The sequence below is a fragment of the Paraburkholderia sp. SIMBA_053 genome, from assembly GCF_046534895.1.
In the GTDB taxonomy this organism is placed as follows: Bacteria; Pseudomonadota; Gammaproteobacteria; order Burkholderiales; family Burkholderiaceae; genus Paraburkholderia; species Paraburkholderia caledonica.
In genome coordinates this window covers 1-268 of record NZ_JAWRXU010000761.1, presented here as the reverse complement: position 1 = coordinate 268, position 268 = coordinate 1, and the positions used below count along the sequence as shown (strand labels likewise).

The 268-nt window shown below is 70.9% G+C and carries 1 protein-coding gene; it reads right to left on the bottom strand.

Annotated features, from left to right (window positions below):
• The coding region (locus tag SB753_RS37625; protein ID WP_410805232.1) for a Tfp pilus assembly protein FimT/FimU at positions 1 to 268 on the bottom strand (268 nt) is incomplete at both ends.

Sequence of the window (268 nt, the reverse complement as noted above, 5' to 3'; positions counted from 1 at the left end):
CGCCGCAACCGAGGCATGCGCGCGCAACAGCGTAGACGTGCCGCCGCGCTCGGCCAATACGGCCCAGCCGCAAGACCAGTCGGCGACGCCATTGCCGCACGGCTGCCCGGCGGCAAGACAGTGGCGCGACGCGTCCGTCCTGCATACGGTCACCCGGGCGCCGCGGCGCAATGCCTCACTGCGTGCATACGCAAGCGTGGACACGAGCGCGTTCGCACGTGCGTCGACCTGATCGCGCACCTGCCAGGCTACGAACGATGGCGTCGCC